The 15,798-nt window shown below is 36.9% G+C and carries 16 protein-coding genes and 1 pseudogene; 10 read left to right on the top strand and 7 right to left on the bottom strand.

What is annotated here, in order from left to right:
- Positions 1 to 27: 27 nt before the first annotated feature.
- From AC3WSK_RS01980 to AC3WSK_RS01970, 3 genes are all read right to left on the bottom strand, one after another.
- Entirely contained in the window at positions 28 to 1,056 is a 1,029-nt protein-coding gene (locus AC3WSK_RS01980) for a tripartite tricarboxylate transporter substrate binding protein (RefSeq protein ID WP_492411604.1), read from the bottom strand.
- Positions 1,057 to 1,323: 267 nt separating this feature from the next.
- A complete protein-coding gene (locus AC3WSK_RS01975) occupies positions 1,324 to 2,010 on the bottom strand; it encodes a response regulator (protein ID WP_427482020.1) in 687 nt (228 codons plus the stop codon).
- Positions 1,997 to 3,547 (bottom strand): ATP-binding protein, encoded by a 1,551-nt coding sequence (locus AC3WSK_RS01970; protein ID WP_492411960.1) that lies wholly within the window; start codon positions 3,545 to 3,547, stop codon positions 1,997 to 1,999. Before AC3WSK_RS01970 ends, AC3WSK_RS01975 begins: the two co-directional genes overlap by 14 nt.
- 368 nt (positions 3,548 to 3,915) lie before the next feature.
- On the opposite strand from AC3WSK_RS01970, the gene AC3WSK_RS01965 reads away from it, so the two are divergent.
- Positions 3,916 to 4,359, top strand: coding sequence for a CidA/LrgA family protein (locus AC3WSK_RS01965; protein ID WP_079559712.1), 444 nt, complete (start codon positions 3,916 to 3,918; stop codon positions 4,357 to 4,359).
- Positions 4,352 to 5,029, top strand: coding sequence for an LrgB family protein (locus AC3WSK_RS01960; RefSeq protein WP_492411602.1), 678 nt, complete (start codon positions 4,352 to 4,354; stop codon positions 5,027 to 5,029). Before AC3WSK_RS01965 ends, AC3WSK_RS01960 begins: the two co-directional genes overlap by 8 nt.
- Positions 5,030 to 5,063: 34 nt before the next feature.
- On the opposite strand, the gene AC3WSK_RS01955 is transcribed toward AC3WSK_RS01960, so the two are convergent.
- Entirely contained in the window at positions 5,064 to 5,660 is a 597-nt protein-coding gene (locus AC3WSK_RS01955; RefSeq protein WP_492411600.1) for a class I SAM-dependent methyltransferase, read from the bottom strand.
- 387 nt (positions 5,661 to 6,047) lie between these two features.
- Between AC3WSK_RS01955 and AC3WSK_RS01950 the strand changes: the two genes are divergently transcribed.
- Positions 6,048 to 6,380 carry a helix-turn-helix transcriptional regulator gene (locus AC3WSK_RS01950; protein WP_079559715.1) on the top strand — a complete coding sequence of 111 codons (333 nt, stop codon included), beginning with the start codon at positions 6,048 to 6,050 and terminating at the stop codon, positions 6,378 to 6,380.
- Between the two features lie 41 nt (positions 6,381 to 6,421).
- Here AC3WSK_RS01950 and AC3WSK_RS01945 read toward each other — a convergent pair whose 3' ends face one another.
- Positions 6,422 to 7,891 carry an aminotransferase class I/II-fold pyridoxal phosphate-dependent enzyme gene (locus tag AC3WSK_RS01945; RefSeq protein WP_079559716.1) on the bottom strand — a complete coding sequence of 490 codons (1,470 nt, stop codon included), beginning with the start codon at positions 7,889 to 7,891 and terminating at the stop codon, positions 6,422 to 6,424.
- 152 nt (positions 7,892 to 8,043) lie between these two features.
- On the opposite strand from AC3WSK_RS01945, the gene AC3WSK_RS01940 reads away from it, so the two are divergent.
- Together AC3WSK_RS01940 and AC3WSK_RS01935 are read left to right on the top strand one after the other, a co-directional pair.
- Positions 8,044 to 9,000 (top strand): NAD(P)H-dependent flavin oxidoreductase, encoded by a 957-nt coding sequence (locus AC3WSK_RS01940; RefSeq protein ID WP_427482025.1) that lies wholly within the window; start codon positions 8,044 to 8,046, stop codon positions 8,998 to 9,000.
- A 252-nt stretch (positions 9,001 to 9,252) separates the two neighbouring features.
- On the top strand, positions 9,253 to 9,540 hold the full coding sequence (locus tag AC3WSK_RS01935) for a UPF0223 family protein (protein ID WP_079559718.1): 288 nt from the start codon (positions 9,253 to 9,255) through the stop codon (positions 9,538 to 9,540).
- A 427-nt stretch (positions 9,541 to 9,967) separates the two neighbouring features.
- Here AC3WSK_RS01935 and AC3WSK_RS01930 read toward each other — a convergent pair whose 3' ends face one another.
- Positions 9,968 to 10,594, bottom strand: coding sequence for a YktB family protein (locus AC3WSK_RS01930; RefSeq protein WP_427482027.1), 627 nt, complete (start codon positions 10,592 to 10,594; stop codon positions 9,968 to 9,970).
- A 120-nt stretch (positions 10,595 to 10,714) separates the two neighbouring features.
- Here AC3WSK_RS01930 and AC3WSK_RS01925 point away from each other — a divergent pair, with 120 nt between their 5' ends.
- Together AC3WSK_RS01925 and AC3WSK_RS01920 are read left to right on the top strand one after the other, a co-directional pair.
- Positions 10,715 to 10,912 (top strand): YkzI domain-containing protein, encoded by a 198-nt coding sequence (locus AC3WSK_RS01925; protein ID WP_079559720.1) that lies wholly within the window; start codon positions 10,715 to 10,717, stop codon positions 10,910 to 10,912.
- Positions 10,913 to 11,140: 228 nt separating this feature from the next.
- Positions 11,141 to 11,935: an inositol monophosphatase family protein gene (locus AC3WSK_RS01920; RefSeq protein WP_079559721.1), complete on the top strand. Its 795-nt coding sequence runs from the start codon at positions 11,141 to 11,143 to the stop codon at positions 11,933 to 11,935.
- A 57-nt stretch (positions 11,936 to 11,992) separates the two neighbouring features.
- Here the strand turns inward: AC3WSK_RS01920 and AC3WSK_RS01915 are convergent, their stop codons facing one another.
- Positions 11,993 to 12,178: a DUF5325 family protein gene (locus AC3WSK_RS01915; protein WP_079559722.1), complete on the bottom strand. Its 186-nt coding sequence runs from the start codon at positions 12,176 to 12,178 to the stop codon at positions 11,993 to 11,995.
- Positions 12,179 to 12,316: 138 nt separating this feature from the next.
- On the opposite strand from AC3WSK_RS01915, the gene typA reads away from it, so the two are divergent.
- The 3 genes and pseudogenes from typA to AC3WSK_RS01900 all read left to right on the top strand — a co-directional run.
- Positions 12,317 to 14,161 (top strand): translational GTPase TypA, encoded by a 1,845-nt coding sequence (gene typA / locus AC3WSK_RS01910; protein WP_079559723.1) that lies wholly within the window; start codon positions 12,317 to 12,319, stop codon positions 14,159 to 14,161.
- A 30-nt stretch (positions 14,162 to 14,191) separates the two neighbouring features.
- Complete coding sequence (locus AC3WSK_RS01905) at positions 14,192 to 14,590, top strand: YlaH-like family protein (protein WP_079559724.1); 399 nt, start codon at positions 14,192 to 14,194, stop codon at positions 14,588 to 14,590.
- 244 nt (positions 14,591 to 14,834) lie between these two features.
- Positions 14,835 to 15,374, top strand: a pseudogene (locus tag AC3WSK_RS01900) (ABC transporter substrate-binding protein); the annotation flags it as partial.
- Positions 15,375 to 15,798 lie beyond the last annotated feature (424 nt).

Genomic DNA, 15,798 nt, shown 5'->3' with positions numbered 1-15,798 from the left:
AAAAGCGACTATTAAAGTCGCTTTTCTTTATTTTTGCATATCTAAGGCTGTTAAAAGTTCAACGATTATTTTATTTTGTTGATCTAAATACTTTGTGAATTCTTCAGCATTGCGGTACTCACTTTGCCAGCCATTACGCGCTACTTCAGATTTCCACTCATCCGTTTCTACCATTGCTTGTAATTTTTCGGACCAGTATGCAAAAGCATCTTTTGACATATTTTTCGGACCAAAAATACCGCGCCAAATTGTAAACTCTTCATCAATACCTGCTTCTTTAAATGTTGGTACATCGGCTAGTTCACCTTCTAAACGATCTGAAGAACTGACTGCTAGTACGCGGACATCACCTGATTTTACATAAGTTGCAATTGTCGAGGCATCTGTGGCAATTACATCGGCATTACCTCCTAAAAGCGCGGCAACAGCTTCACCACCACCATCATAAGAAACGTATTTAACTGTTTTTAAATCGATTCCTGATTTAAATGCCGGAATAATACCTATCAAATGATCCATGGAACCAGGTGAAGATCCTCCTGCAAGTGTTACATTTTGTGGATTAGTTTTTAAAGCATTTAACATGTCATTTAGGGTTTTGTAAGGCGAATCCTTTTTAACAACAATTGCACCATAGTCACGCGTTAACTGTGCTATTGGCGTTGTATCCTTGTAACCAAATTTACTGTTTCCTTCAGCTTTTTCATGATTAATCAAAATAGGTGGTGATTTTACCATTAGCATGTAGTCATTATTAGATTCTTTAGTTGCAAAAGTAGCCATAAATACTGCGCCTCCGCCACCAGGTTTGTTTTCGACTTGAATTGGTTTTTCAATAAGTTTCGTATCATTCATCGTTTTAGAAATTGCACGTGCTGTTAGATCCCAGCCACCTCCAGCGCCAGAAGGAGCAACAATCGTAATATTGTTTTTTGGATAATTGCTTACTTTCTTTTCTTCTGTGCCTTCATCGCTTGAAGAATCTGAAGAAGTACAGCCTGCTAAAGTAGCTAATAAAAGTGCAGCTGTTGCAAATTTCATCCATGTTTTCCACATAAGAAATCCCCCTTGTAAAAGAAATATGGTAGCGCTGGAATTGCGAGCGCTACCATAAATTTACCGTATATTCTGACAATAACAATGTTGTGATAATAATGATAATTTATTTCATTTTGATCATAAAGTTTATTCTGCATTAACAATTAGTAAATTATCTGTACCGAAAGAAGAAGTTTGGTGGGCGATTGACTGTGCGTGAAAGCCCGATTGGTGAAAACTAATAATTAGTAGGGATGAAGAAAAACCCCTGCTAAAAGTTTCGCTTTATTGAGTGATGAAGTATCTACGCTCTGGTCGACCGACGGTACCATAAATAAGTTCAGTATGTGCCTGTCTTTGCGTAACGAGAAATTCTAAATAACGCCGAGCTGTAGAACGGCTAACCCCGATATTTTTTCCTAGTACTTCTGCAGTGGTACCATCTTCGATTGTATTTAAATAACTGATTACATAATTCATTGTTGTTGGATCGATCCCCTTTGGCAATAATGATAATTTTACTTTTTCATTGGAAGGTGCTTTTGGCCAGAGCTGTTCAATTTTTTCTTGTGTGAATTTTTCATCATTTTGTAAAATAACATGTTTCAAGCGGTATTTTTCGATACTTTCCTTCAATTGCTCGAAAGTAAAGGGTTTTAAAATATAGTCCGTCACATTTTTTCGATAAGCGTCATGCACAATATGCGCCTCTGTTGCGGCTGTAATCAAAATAATGTTAGTAAATGGTCGAAGCTCTTGGATTTTATCAATCAAATCAACACCAAGAATATCAGGTAAAAAAACATCTAATAGAATAAGTTGCGGAGAAAAAGACATGAGCCAGTCTAGTGCCTCCTCACCGGTATTTGCACAGGCAATGACATGAAATCCTTCAATTTTTTCTAAAAAACGCCGATGCACGTCCGCCACACGTACATCATCCTCTATAATCAATACTTCAATACTTTGCATCTTCTAAATTGCCCCCTTTGTTAATAGATACAATGAATAAAGCCCCGCTTAAATCTCCTTCTCCAAGAGCTAGTGTGCCGTTTAATTCATGAACACTTGAGATAACTTTACGTAAACCGTATCCTCTAAATTTTGTATCTTTTGTCGAAATATTTTCTAAGAAGAGTATTTCTAGCTTTTCTTGTGCTATGCCGTTCCCTGAATCTTCAACCTCTATTACAATTTCTTCGCCATTGTCAAAAACAAAAAGTCTAACAATTGGTGGCCGATCTTTGTTTTTCTCAACCTCTTCAAAAGCATTTGTCAACAAATTACCCATGATGGAAATGATGAGACTTTTTTCGATGTTTTCAGGCAATGTTTCTATATAACTGTCTTCATCGAAAATAAGTTTGACTTTTAATTCCCGGGCTCGATTGAAAAATCCAATAATAAGTCCATTTAAAAATGGATCTTTGACACGATTTGTAATGAACTGAGTTAATGAGGATTGTCCTTGTACCTCTTTATGAATAATAGATAAAGCTTCATCTGAGGCATTCAATTGAATTAGCCCAGATATTGTATAGAGAATATTGTTAAACTCATGTGTTTGTGAACGTAAGGCTTCGGTATACTGCTTCACTTGAGATAATTCGATCGCTAGCTGGTCAATTTCAGACTGCAAACGAAAACTAGCAACAGCGCCAACAATTTTACCTTTCATCTTTATGGGCACGCGGTTCACAATTACTTCATTTCCATTAATAATCATTGGTTTATCGTGTTGTTTTTTTCCATAAGTAAGTACTTCAAGAAGGTGAGTATTTGGAACATAATATTTAATATTTTCGCCAATTACGGAATCTTTGTCAGATAAATGCAGAATTTTAGCTGCGGCATTGTTCAGAGTTGTAATTTCACCTTTATGATTAACAGTAATAATTGCTTCTCGTACAGATTCAATCAATGCATTTTTCTCTGTGAAAAGATTGGCGATTTCATTTGGTTCGAGATTAAAAATTTGTTTTTTGATGCTACGAGATAAAAAAACGGAACAGAGAATACCAATTATTAAGGCAATCATCATAATATAAAAAATGTTGTCGAGATATTGCAAATATAGATGGTCTAATTCACTTGTTAAGTAGCCAATTGAAACGACACCGAGAACCGTTCCATCCGTATCTAACACAGGTGCTTTACCTCGAATTGACTCACCCATAGAGCCATTTGCAATCGAAATATAGGATTCTCCATCTAATAATGCACGGTCATTGTCGTCACCAACCATGGGTTTGCCAATTCGTTCAGTAATCGGATGGGAATAACGAATCCCATTTTTATCGCCAATAACTACATAAGCAGCTTCTGTTGTGTTCATAATAGTGATGCTGATTTTTTGAAGTGCTTCAGTTGGATTATCTGTTTTAAACGCAGCTAAAACATCACCACGATCAGCAGTTGTTTCTGCTAAATAAAGTGCTCTTTTTCCAAGTTGTGTTTGCAGTGCATCGGAAATTGTTAAATAAAATAATAAGCCAGCAAAGACTACAATGATTAGAATGAAAAAACTACTATAGTAGGCAAAGCGTGTTTGTAATTTTAATGGTTTTATAATAGATATTCATCTCCTTTTATAGGAATTTAGAAAATTCGAAATAGTAAATCTATAATAACAGCTAATATGTTCTATAATCTATGGTTGTTCAAAAACTATAAAAGGGATTCAAAGGTTGATAGAGTTGAGGAGCATTTAATTATTTTTGTATTTAGAAATAGTAGAAAGATACGTGTACCTAAATAGTATGTTTTGTTGAAATATTGTTTCTATTGTAGGTTTTTTTCTATTGTTTTTCTAAAATTATAATAGACAGAAAATTCCTGCAGTTGTAGAATGGACGTAATGGGGGGGAATGTGGCGAAATGTTGAACGAAAATTTTGTTGCGATGTTAAAGAGAGTTGTTCGAATTATTGTCCAGATTGGGATACTCAATATCTTTTATTACATGGGCGTCGGTATTGTTACTTTACTACAGGTACCTCTTCCCGGAAGTGTAATTGGATTACTATTATTAGCACTTTCACTCCATTTAAAAATAATTAAAGTAGAATACATTCAAGATGGAGCAGGTTTTTTAATTGGCGTATTAACCTTGTTTTTCATTCCTGCAACAGTAGGAGTGATTGACTACCCTGAACTTGTTTCAACAACTGGTCTATTGATTATGCTAGCCGTTATTGCAAGTACGCTAATCTCTATTTATGTGACGGGATTACTTAGTCAAATTGTTGAGAAAAAAGAGCTAACTAAAAAAGAAACAGAAGCCATTGTAGAAGAAGGAGAGGGGGAATTAACGGTTGATTGAAATTATTGTTGTCGTTAGTACCGTTGTGTTATTCGTATTATTTACAAAACTTTATCAACGTTTCCCTCATCCTTTAATGATTCCGCTAGTGACGACAACTATCGTCAGTGCAATTATGTTAGTAATCTTTAATATTCCATACTCTACATATATGGAGGGTGGTGAATGGCTACAAAAAATGCTAGGTCCAGCAGTTGTAGCACTTGCTTATCCTTTATATAACCAGCGTAAGATTATTATGAAATATAAATATGCAATTTTGTCAGGTATATTTATTGCCATGATTACAGGTTTAGTGACAATATTTATTATGCTGAAATGGATTGGTGTTAATAAAAGCTGGTTGCTGACAGCATTACCTAAATCGTTAACGACACCTGTAGGTATGCAGGTGAGTGAGACAATTGGAGGCATACCACCTTTAACAGCTGTGCTTGTCATGCTGGCAGGGTTTGTAGGCGCTATTATAGGACCATTAGTCATTAAACACGGCAAAATTGACTCCGCCGTTAGTAGAGGTGTTGCGGTAGGTAGCGCTTCACACGGTGTTGGTCTTGTTAAATTAAGAGAATACGGAGAACAAGAATTATCAGTAGGCTCATTATCTATGGCCTTAACTGCAATTATTGGCGCATTTTTATGTCCATTATTTGTTTATTTATTCTTGTGAAAAAGCTATATACAGAATCTGTATATAGCTTTTTTTAACTTTTTTCGATAATAAACTGAATGGTATGAGCAAGGCCTGTGTGGAGCTTACCTTCATTTCGCACTTGTTCACCTGTGAAAAAATGAATGATTTTATAAGGCTGACACCATTTTAGAATATCTAATGGATCATATAAAAAATCAAGCTGTCTTGGGCCACCTGAGGCGTAGGGTAGTTGATAAATTGAATAAAGTTCCATCATAATACGACCGCCAGACTTTACGGAATCGACAATCTTCTTAAACACTTCTTGTTGGTGCTCAGCCGGAAAATGTCCAAACACCATAATAGCAGCATCAAACGTTTCGATTGGTAGTTCATCTTCAAGTAGGTCAGTAAGCTTTGTATGAACAGCAACATTATGCTTTTCTGCAAGCTGATTTGTTTTTTTAAGACCGCTTTCAGCATAATCAAAGGCAGTTACTGTATGGCCTTGTAAAGCTAAAAATACTGCATTGCGACCTTCACCTTCTGCGTATGCAGCCACGTTTGTATAATCTTCTAAGTAGTGAACATAGTCTTCTATAAAAGCATTTGGTTGCTCACCATAAACGTATTCGATTGTGTTAAATCGTTGATCCCATGTGTTCAATCCTATCACTCCCATTAAGTTCTTTCAGCGGATGTCAAGGAATCGGAAAGGAGTTCTTAGGGGATGTTAGCCTAAAATCATCGCATCCATGCGATAACGGCTAACTGACCTGCATCGGTAAAAACGCCACGTCCTGTGGCATTACCGAAATGACCGACATCGTGTCGGCCCTCGTGCAGGCCTAAGCACAAAGCCGATTCTGGACGCAATTATGCCGAGGCATAATTGATTATATATATTGTAAGCGAAGCAAGCGCTACAATCGAATTTTTTGCTTCGTTCATGAGAGCAACTATGCGTTGCGAATTAGCAAATAACAACTTCTAGAATAAAGTGTATTAATCCAGTAATATTTGTTCAAATCCAATAAATTGGAGGTGAAATTCAATGAATTTAGAAAACCGTTTAAAAGAATTGAGAGAACAACATAAGTATACACAGGATGATGTCGCAGGCTTTTTAAATATTTCAAGGCAATCCGTTTCAAAATGGGAGTTAGGAAAAGGTTATCCGGATATTGATAATTTGAGAAGGTTAAGTGATTTATATGAAATTTCTTTAGACCAACTTATTACAGGTGAAGAAAAATATCAAACACCTGTAGTTTCTGATTCAAATCAATCCGATCATAAAACTGTTGGTGATTTTTTATGGAAGTATTGGTGGCTTATTTTCCCTGTATTCGCTATGCTCTCTTCTTGGTTCTATTATCAGTATTGATTCGAAACAAAAAGCTACCTCAGAAAGAGGTAGCTTTGCTATTAAATAATAGGTTTGCGTTCTTTTATGACGCGAATCGTTTTTAATGTTGTATCTTCTGGTCCTTGTACAGGTAAACCAGCTTCAATATTCATTTGTATATAACGAATATTCTCTTGTGTAATTATTTCCCCGGGAATAAAAATCGGAATACCTGGGGGATATACCATAACGAATTCTGCACAAATACAATTATCTGCCTCTTCAAGAGGAACAACTTCAGTATCTGCATAAAATGCATCGCGTGGTGACATGGCAAGTGCAGGAATATCCGGTACATTAACCATTGCCTCAGTAATAGTAGCTTCTGAATTGAATGCTTTTGACATACGACTAAGAGCATTGATGAGGAGATTAATTTCCTTTTTCGTATCACCTAGTGTCACTAAACATAAAATATTGTATAGGTCCGATAATTCTACTTCAATATTTGCGTTGTGACGAAGCCATTCTTCAGCTTGATGACCAGAGATGCCTAAATCTTTAACACTTATTAGTAGCTTTAAAGGGTCCATATCATAAGTTGCTGATGAATTTAATTTTTCTTTACCAGCACATTTTATATGTGGAATTTGGTTAATGCGTTTACGCGCATCCTTTGCCAAGCGAAGTGCATCACCAATTAAATCATAACCATGGATTGCCAGCTGACGTCGTGCTGTGTCAAGAGAAGCAAGTAATGGGTAAGATGTCGATGTCGTTGTTAGCATCGACAGAACAGCTTGTACACGTTTGGCAGAAACAAGACCTTCACGAACATTTAAAATAGACGTTTGAGTCATAGAGCCACCAAGTTTGTGTACGCTTGTTGCAGCCATATCAGCCCCGGCTTCCATTGCGGAGTAAGGGAGGTCATCATGAAATTTAATGTGTACACCATGTGCTTCATCGACAATTACCGGAATATTACGTGTATGGACTATTTCTACAATACGCTTTAAGTCTGCGGAGAAGCCGAAGTACGTTGGATTAATTACAAGTACTGCTTTTGTATCTGGATAAGCATTTAAAGCTTTTTCAACAGCTTCAGGCGATATTCCATGAGAAATACCGTATTCACTATCTACTTCAGGATGAATAAAAATCGGGATTGCTCCAGCGAAAACAATCGCCGACATAATGGATTTATGAACATTCCGTGGTACTAGAATTTTATCACCTGGACCGACGACGGTCAGAATCATCGCCATAATGGCGCCACTAGTACCTTGAACGGAAAAGAATGTATGATCAGCACCAAAGGCTTGTGCAGCAAGTGCTTGCGCTTCTTTAATGGCGCCCTTTGGTGAATGTAAATCGTCTAGTGGAGCAATATTAATTAAATCGATTGATAAAACGTTGTCGCCGACGAATTCCCGAAACGCAGGATCCATACCTTGACCTTTCTTATGGCCTGGAATATGGAATTGAATTGGGTGTCTGTTCCGATGTTTTAATAATACGTCGAACAATGGAGTCTCTAGTTGTGACAACGCAGGTACCACCTCACTTTTTAATATCTAACAAAACAAAAGAATTATAGCACCTAATTGCACGAAAAAATAGACTTTACAGAAAAAAATAAAAAATAAAGGTTTTTTTGATAATTTAGAGAAATTAGTTATCGTAGGAAAGGGGAGGTACTATGAATTGGAATACGCGTGTGACGGAGCTTTTAAATATTAAATATCCAATAATACAAGGGGGATTAGCCTATTTAGCCTATGCTGATTTAGCAGCAGCGGTGTCGAATGCTGGGGGGCTAGGGCAAATAACAGCGATGAGTTTACGGGATCCTGACTTATTGCGCGCAGAGATTCATAAAGTACGAACATTAACGGATAAACCGTTTGGCGTAAATTTTGCAATTGGTATGTATGGCACTGGTTATGAGGAAATGGTGCGCGTTGCGGTGGAAGAAAAAGTACCCGTTGTTACAATGACTGGCGGGAATCCTGCACCAATTTTTGATATTTTGGAAGGAACGGATATTAAAAAATTAGTTCTTGTTGCTGCACGTAGACAAGCTCAAAAGGCGGAAGAACTAGGCGCAGATGCTGTTATGGTTGTTGGACAAGAGGGTGGAGGTCATCTTGGACGCGATGATATAGGGACAATGGTGCTCGTGCCACAAGTTGTAGATAGTGTGAAAATACCTGTTATTGCCTCTGGTGGTATTGGTGATGGCCGTGGCTGGATAGCAGCTCATGCACTGGGAGCAGAGGGAATTGAAATGGGTACACGTTTTATTGCGACAAAGGAATGTGTTGATGCCTCTGAGGCATATAAAGAAGCATTACTCGCAAGCACCGAGGCAGATACGACTGTTATAAAACGCTCTATAGGTGCACCAGCAAGAGCGTTACGCAGTGAATTTACGGAAAAGATTTTAGAAATTGAGCGCACTACACCTACGTATGAGGCATTAAAAGATTATATTAGCGGGAAAGCAAATAAACGTTTTATTTATGAGGGTGAAAAAGAAGAAGGCATTGGCTGGGCTGGACAAGTTACAGGAATGATCCATGATATTCCAACTGTCGAGGAGCTGATCACTCGAATGGTTGCAGAAGCAGAGAGTATCCGGGTAAAATGGGCTTAACGACATACGAACAAATCATTTACATCAGTGTTCTAATGAGATTGTGAAAACCAAGCCATCTCGTATTGTAATCGCCTTTGGAGAGCCATACTAATTGGCAGTAGCTTAGGCGAAACTAGGCTCGGAGAATAAGGAAGACACAAAAGCGAAAGTCAAAAGATATAAGTTGTGTCACTGTAGAGATGTCTACATTTTTTAAGAAATGTATATGTTTTTTGTATCGGGTCAATAACATAAAGGTGGTTATGTCCAATGGAATACTCTTATCCGTTTTCGACGGATTGGTCAACTGAGGAAATTGTTGATGTTGTCCAATTTTTTGAAGGAATTGAACAAGCTTATGAAAAAGGAATTAAGCGTGAAGTGATGATGGCGAAATATCGTCGTTTTAAAGAAATTGTTCCTTCACAGGCCGAGGAAAAAACAATTTTCCGTGAATTTGAAGAAGCGAGTGGCTATGTCAGTTATCCTGTTGTGAAACAAACAAAAGACGCAACGGATGGCACAATTATTAAAGTTGCCCCGAAGCAGCGTAGATAAATAAAACTGGTCAAAACCTTAAAAAGCGCGAGAAATCAATTTTAAAAACGTTGATTTCTTGCGCTTTTATAATGTGAAATTTTTAAAATTTGCTTTTAAAAGAGGGTGATTTTCGTTTCAGGCTACTCATCATAGTTTATCGGAACAATTTCAGTTCTTGTTTTTATCCGATCCCTTTACACCATCCCAGTGGTAAAAATAAGCGTGTTTCATATACTACTTAAACAAAATCAAACTTTTTTAAATTTCTTGAAAAATAGAGAAAAAATAATAACTTTCTCAACTCAAATCCATAAAAGTATTCCTCAAACAAATTTTTATTTGCTAGGGATAATGACGTAAATTTTCCACAATATATAAATATTTATCATGGAACATTGTTTTTTAGTTATTATGCCATAAATCTTAAAGCACAATCCTTCAAACTTTATTTTCCAACAATGATGGTATAAATAGGGAGTAAACGGTTAAAGGTATCTTCTGCTAATTGATGAAGTTCACTAGCTGACAGCTTGACCGCTTGATCTTTTGGAATATGTCGACCTACTAAAAACTCACCTTTTTTTACATCGCGTAAACGAATAAGTAATGCATCTAGCTTGTCTTCCTTTGCATCTTGCATGGAGATTGCTGCTGGTGACATATGATCCCCAGAGACAATGAAGTCATCAGGAAGTTGCTGCAGCATTGCTCTGTTGGCGATTAAACGTTCTGCCATCACATTTTTTTGTGGAGCTTCATAAATAATAGCTAAGACGATGAATAAATGTGTGCTCCAAAGACCAATCTGAAAGTGAGGTAATGATTTATAACCTCTTTTGTACGGAGCGAAGGCAACCCAGCTATCATTCGGAGGATTTACTGTTCTACGTGCATGCTTCGCAACATGAGGATAAAATTCCTCTCCAAGATGACTCGAAAAGAAGGAAGAGAAATCCTCTCCAAGAGTTTGGAATTTTGGTCTTACACATTCATTTAAGGCATCCATTCTCTGTTCTAATCCGTCTATTTGAAAAACATTGAAGTCTTTATTCGTCCATTTTATTTTCGTCATTTTTTATTTACTCCTTTCGATTTATAAGGTTTATTTTATTACGAAAATGGGAAAAAATCTTATAACAAGAACTTTCTCGAAGTTGTTATTGTGAAAAAATAAAAAAAGGAAGTGATTTTTATGAAACCTATCGTAAAAATTATACGTAAAGTCGACATTGAAAAGCAATATGAACACATTTTACAATTAGAATTAGATTATGAATTAGCCTCACTCTTTTCGGCAATGAATGAAAAAAATGAGTTTGAAATTGAAAAAAGTAAAAAACGTCTGGCTGAAATTCAGCTTGAACTTGAGAGCTTGCACGTCTATGCGTAGTCAAAATTTTATACCGATTTGAAAAATCACTTGCTGAATATTCCGACAGCAGGTGATTTTTATTGCTATAAAGGGTAAAATAGACAGTATATCATAATAGGAAGTTTTAATTTCAAAGAAGTACTAGGTGCTACGTATTAACAAAACGTCATGAGAAATCAAGCCTTAAGTAGTGAGAAAGTTAAAAAATGTGTGAGGCCTTTTCTTATAATCGAAGGGTGGGTTTTTATGGATTTACAACAAATTGATCAGTTTGCGAAAAGTATTATAGTTGAAGCGGGGAGACGTATTCGGGAGGCCTTTTCGTACAATCTAATTATTGAGACAAAATCAGGTGCCAATGACCTTGTTACAAATATTGACCGTGAAACAGAATTATTTTTTATCGAAAAAATACGAAGTTTCGATCCAACCCACAAAATTTTAGGGGAAGAGGGAATGGGAGAGAAAGTAGAGTCGTTAGAAGGTGTCGTATGGATTATTGATCCGATCGATGGCACGATGAATTTTGTGAAACAACATCGTCATTTTATGATTTCTATCGGTATTTTTGTTAATGGGGTAGGCAAGCTAGGTTACATATTCGATGTCATGCGTGAAGATTTATTTTATGCTATTGCAGGTCAAGGGGCATGGTACAATGACTCTCCATTACGTAAGTTGCAGTCAGTCAAAATGGAGGAATCGGTCATTGGTATAAACGCTCATTGGGTAGCACCCAATCGACATATTCACCATGAAAAAGTCATTGAAATGGTTCGGAAAGTACGTGGTACGCGGTCATATGGTTCAGCGGCAATGGAAATAGCGTTTGTTGTCAGTGGTAAATTAGATGCTTATGTATCGATGCGACTATCACCATGGGATATTGCTGGGGGGACTATTATCGCTAAGGAAGTTGGTGCCATCACCACTAATTTACATGGAGAGGGCTTTGACTTTTTACATCAGGATACTTTTATCATTGCCAATCCTTCTATACACAAAGAGCTATTAGAAAATTATATTGTGCCTTATGAATAAAAAAGGAGCCGTCTATTTTTTAGACAGGCTCCTTCTTACTTAAGCAATCAACATTTATTATAGTAAACCTTGCTCACGTAGTTTACGTTTCATTTTAAAGGCTGTCATGAAAATGACACAAGTAGCCACAATGCCTGCTATTATACCTAATACACTGCTAATTGCTACTGAATACCCGATAGAACACATTGCTAAAACAGCAGCTAATGCGTAAATGGCCATTACGAATTTTGCACGATTCATAGCCGAGCCTCCTATATTAAAAATTTGTAAATCAAATATATTTTTTAGAATGAGGAAAATTCTAATAAGGACATTTCTATCCTTCTTGTGCTATAATATCACAGTTAAACATTCGAAAAAAGAATATGGAGTGGAATAATGACAAACTTACGTCAAGATCTTCGCAATATCGCAATTATCGCACACGTTGACCATGGTAAAACTACTTTAGTCGACCAATTACTAAAACAATCAGGTACATTCCGTTCAAACGAACGTGTTGAAGAACGTGCAATGGACTCTAACGATATTGAACGCGAACGTGGTATTACGATTTTAGCTAAAAATACAGCAGTAAACTATGAAGGAACTCGTATCAACATCCTTGATACGCCTGGACACGCTGACTTCGGTGGTGAGGTAGAACGTATTTTAAAAATGGTAGATGGCGTTGTACTAGTTGTCGATGCGTATGAGGGTTGTATGCCACAAACACGTTTTGTGTTGAAAAAAGCATTAGAACAACGTTTAACACCAATCGTTGTTGTTAATAAAGTAGACAAAGATTCAGCTCGTCCACTAGAAGTAGTAGATGAAGTACTTGAATTATTCATTGAACTAGGTGCAGATGAAGATCAATTAGAATTCCCTGTTGTCTATGCTTCAGGTGTAAATGGTACAGCTTCTTTAGATGCTGATCCATCTAAGCAAGAAGCGGATATGAAATGTCTATTTGAGAAAATTATCGAAGCTATCCCAGCACCAATTGATAATTCAGAAGAGCCATTACAATTCCAAGTAGCTTTACTTGACTATAATGACTTCGTTGGACGTATCGGTATTGGTCGCGTATTCCGCGGAACAATTTCTGTAGGTCAACAAGTATCTCTTATGAAGTTAGACGGAACAGTGAAAAACTTCCGTGTAACGAAAATCTTTGGTTTCTTCGGCTTAAAACGTGAAGAAGTTGAGACAGCAAAAGCTGGTGACTTAATCGCCGTTTCAGGTATGGAAGACATCAACGTTGGTGAAACAGTTTGCCCTGTTGAGCATCCAGACGCGCTAACGCCATTACGTATTGATGAGCCAACTTTACAAATGACTTTCTTAGTAAACAATTCTCCATTCGCAGGTCGTGAAGGGAAATGGGTTACTTCTCGTAAAGTAGAAGAGCGTTTACGTGCTCAATTACAAACAGACGTATCTTTACGTGTTGAAGATACTGATTCTCCAGATGCTTGGACAGTTTCAGGTCGTGGGGAGCTTCACTTATCTATCCTTATCGAAAACATGCGTCGTGAAGGCTTCGAATTACAAGTGTCAAAACCACAAGTAATCGTGCGTGAAATCGACGGCGTGAAATGTGAACCTTTCGAACGCGTTCAAATCGATGTGCCTGAAGAAAATGTTGGTTCAATTATCGAATCAATTGGTACACGTAAAGGTGAAATGCTTGATATGGTGAACAACGGCAGTGGTCAAGTTCGTTTAACGTTCTTAGTACCAGCTCGTGGATTAATCGGTTATACAACTGAATTCATGTCGATGACAAAAGGTTTCGGTATTATCAACCATACGTTCGATTGCTATCAACCATTAGTACCAGGAAAAATTGGTGGCCGTCACCAAGGTGTACTAGTTTCAATGGAAACTGGTAAATCAACAACTTATGGTATGATGCAAATTGAAGACCGTGGTACACTGTTCTTGGAGCCAGGTACAGATATTTACGAAGGTATGATCGTTGGAGAAAATACTCGTGACGCTGATATCACTGTAAACATCACAAAAATGAAACAAAAAACAAACATCCGTTCAGCAAACAAAGACCAAACGAATGTTATTAAAAAGCCACGTATTTTATCACTAGAAGAAGCGCTTGAATACTTAGGTGATGACGAGTACTTAGAAATCACACCAGAATCTATTCGCCTTCGTAAACAAATTCTAGATAAAAACGAACGTGAGAAAGCAGCGAAAAAATTACGTAACGCAGAACAATAATTTTCCGCTGACATGAAAGGAAGAGGAGTCTTGGATATAAAGTCCGCTTTATTGGGTGAACTAAATGTTATTCAAGTTGCTGCATCAACAAATTCAGAGGAAACAACAAAGGTTTATGAGAGAATGGCAGGTATAACAAGATTTTTATATGAAAATTTACCGAGCTATGACATTGCAGGCTTCGTTGTATTTCTTCTTGTATTTGTACTTTCTGCAATTGTCTATAAATTAGGCTTTGCAAAGAAGTTAAAGCTATCTCAAAATATTGTCATTTATGCGTTCCTATTCCTGGGATGTATTATGTTGACATTTTTCGCGTTATTCCTACCTATGATTGAGGGTCTCATCGTAGCGGCGTTAATTTTAATTGTATATAAAACACGTATGTGGCGTGAAAAAAGAGAAGAGCAACAAGCTGCCAATCAATGAGAGTAGCTTGGCTCCTATACCGTGAAACTTGTATTGAGTTTTTAAGTAATAAAACAGCCTTAGCATTAATTTGCTAAGGCTGTTTTATTTTATCGTTTTAAGCCATCTACATATAAACGTTTGGCTACGGAACCCAATTTCTATCGATTGTGTCTCTCAAACCTAAATTGATTGGCACCGAAATCTTCTAGTGTGAATAAGTTAATGTCGATAGGCTTATTTCATCAATTAAGGAGGAAATGGAATGCGTTGGCTTAAAAAAAGTTTACTATTTAGTGTTATTGCTTTATTACTCCTTTCTTTAACAGCGTGTAATAAAACGGAGCTAGAAAAAGTCAAAGTTGGAGAAGTGACGCGCTCAATTTTCTATGCGCCGCAGTATGTAGCACTTGAAAAAGGCTTCTTCAAGGATGAAGGGCTTTCCGTTGAGCTACAAACAATTGCGGGTGGCGATAAGACAATGACGGCGTTACTATCTGATGGGATTGATATCGCCTTAGTTGGATCGGAAACTTCTATATATGTAACGCTCCAAGGCTCTAATGACCCGATTCAAAACTTTGCGCAGTTAACACAAACAGATGGTACATTTTTAGTTGCACGCGAAAAGATGGATAATTTTTCATGGGATCAATTGAAGGGATCTACATTTTTAGGGCAGCGTAAAGGTGGAATGCCACAGATGGCTGGTGAGTTCGTACTGAAAAAGCATGGCATTGACCCTACCAATGATTTAAAACTCATTCAAAACATTGATTTTGCAAATATTTCTACAGCGTTTGCTTAAGGGTGCAAAAAACACTACTATATATTGAGTGACGATGTTACAGAATTGAGTAGAACCTATTTCATAACGCATCACAACATATGGTAGAGGATTTAATGTCAAACAGGATGACGAAAAAAAGAAATTTACTTTGGAAGAACCATCTGTATTCCTCATTTAAGAGAGCATCGGTTTCCATTTAATCACTTTTTCACCACATTAATAGGTTTTTGTGAACTGGAAATATCAGTTTATAGGAGGGTGTACTAATGGAGGCAAAGCTTATGTTATATATTGAAATACATCAATTACGTGAACGGAAATTTAGAATTGCCCAGACTTAAAATTTCACGCAATACTGTGTACAAATATTTAGATATGTCATTTGACAAAGCTATGGATGGGTTTAGTCATACAGGACGGAAAAAGAAGTTAGATTCTT

The organism is Lysinibacillus sp. EB271-A1-10B (genome assembly GCF_058791335.1).
The sequence above is the reverse complement of the archived record's forward strand: the minus strand, read 5'-3'. Positions and strand labels throughout refer to the sequence as shown.

Excerpts from the sequence above, each read along its gene's own strand:
- AC3WSK_RS01980 (WP_492411604.1), bottom strand. The coding sequence starts at position 1,056 with ATGTGGAAAACATGGATGAAATTTGCAACAGCTGCACTTTTATTAGCT.
- AC3WSK_RS01975 (WP_427482020.1), bottom strand. The coding sequence starts at position 2,010 with ATGCAAAGTATTGAAGTATTGATTATAGAGGATGATGTACGTGTGGCG.
- AC3WSK_RS01965 (WP_079559712.1), top strand. The coding sequence starts at position 3,916 with ATGTTGAACGAAAATTTTGTTGCGATGTTAAAGAGAGTTGTTCGAATT.
- AC3WSK_RS01950 (WP_079559715.1), top strand. The coding sequence starts at position 6,048 with ATGAATTTAGAAAACCGTTTAAAAGAATTGAGAGAACAACATAAGTAT.
- AC3WSK_RS01940 (WP_427482025.1), top strand. The coding sequence starts at position 8,044 with ATGAATTGGAATACGCGTGTGACGGAGCTTTTAAATATTAAATATCCA.
- AC3WSK_RS01935 (WP_079559718.1), top strand. The coding sequence starts at position 9,253 with ATGGAATACTCTTATCCGTTTTCGACGGATTGGTCAACTGAGGAAATT.
- AC3WSK_RS01930 (WP_427482027.1), bottom strand. The coding sequence starts at position 10,594 with ATGACGAAAATAAAATGGACGAATAAAGACTTCAATGTTTTTCAAATA.
- AC3WSK_RS01925 (WP_079559720.1), top strand. The coding sequence starts at position 10,715 with ATGAAACCTATCGTAAAAATTATACGTAAAGTCGACATTGAAAAGCAA.
- AC3WSK_RS01920 (WP_079559721.1), top strand. The coding sequence starts at position 11,141 with ATGGATTTACAACAAATTGATCAGTTTGCGAAAAGTATTATAGTTGAA.
- AC3WSK_RS01915 (WP_079559722.1), bottom strand. The coding sequence starts at position 12,178 with ATGAATCGTGCAAAATTCGTAATGGCCATTTACGCATTAGCTGCTGTT.
- typA (WP_079559723.1), top strand. The coding sequence starts at position 12,317 with ATGACAAACTTACGTCAAGATCTTCGCAATATCGCAATTATCGCACAC.